Source organism: Microlunatus ginsengisoli, from assembly GCF_039537205.1.
Lineage (GTDB): Bacteria > Actinomycetota > Actinomycetes > Propionibacteriales > Propionibacteriaceae > Microlunatus > Microlunatus ginsengisoli.
The window spans coordinates 1-767 of record NZ_BAABAB010000023.1 but is presented as its reverse complement, the minus strand read 5'-3'; the positions used below and the strand labels follow the sequence as shown (position 1 = coordinate 767).

Here is a 767-nt window from a genome sequence, read left to right as displayed (position 1 = left end):
ATCCTGGCGATCGTCGACCACTACAAGCCGATCAAACTGACCGTGCCCGCCTGGTTCGAGTCACCGGCGATGCGGGACCTCATCGACCCCGCGGTCGCACAGATGATGGACGAAGCCTTCGCGCTCGACCTCGCCGACGACCAGCCGACCCGCCGCGGTTTGGCCCGCCTGCTTCCAAGCGGCCGGCCGTGACCAGCGAGGCGCCGGACCCGTGGCCGGCAATCGACGAGCTCGCCACCATGCTCAACGACCTCGCCGGCCAGGTCCTCACCCACACCAAACAACTCCAACACCTCACCCCCGCTCAGCCGAGCACCCAAGCCGGGAACGCCGCTGCGCACGCCAAGGACCTCCGCGACTGGGTGGAGGCACTGGTCGACGAATACGGCCTGCACGCCCAAATCGGGCCGCCACACCGGTGGGAGAACATCCCACCCCTGCGCGCGGAGCTGATCGGGCTGAAGATCGCCGACGTCCGACCGCTCAAACTGGAACAGGGCTCGTTCGAACTCATCTACTGGCACGACGCCCTCGCCCGGATCGTCGACCGCGCCGGCCAGCACGCCGATCGCTGGCAGGAGGATCAGCGGAACCAACATCTCCTAGCTACATCGAACTGAAGAAGTCGAGTCGTGTCGGACCGCGAAACATGGCCTGACATTAGGGAGAACGGTCCCACTCCCTTGGGCTAGACGCGTACGGGTCGGGACTGTCCCGGTAACGGTGTTTCCGGCCCAACGCGCTGATGGATGGTCAGCGGGGAAGGT

At 66.1% G+C, this 767-nt stretch carries 2 protein-coding genes; both read left to right on the top strand.

The features are described 5' to 3' along the window. On the top strand, positions 1–192 hold a 192-nt coding region (locus ABD747_RS16975), incomplete at its 5' end, for a hypothetical protein (protein ID WP_344806728.1). After that, positions 189–620, top strand: coding sequence for a hypothetical protein (locus tag ABD747_RS16970; RefSeq protein ID WP_344806727.1), 432 nt, complete (start codon positions 189–191; stop codon positions 618–620). The genes ABD747_RS16975 and ABD747_RS16970, both read left to right, overlap by 4 nt. The last annotated feature ends 147 nt before the right edge of the window (positions 621–767 follow it).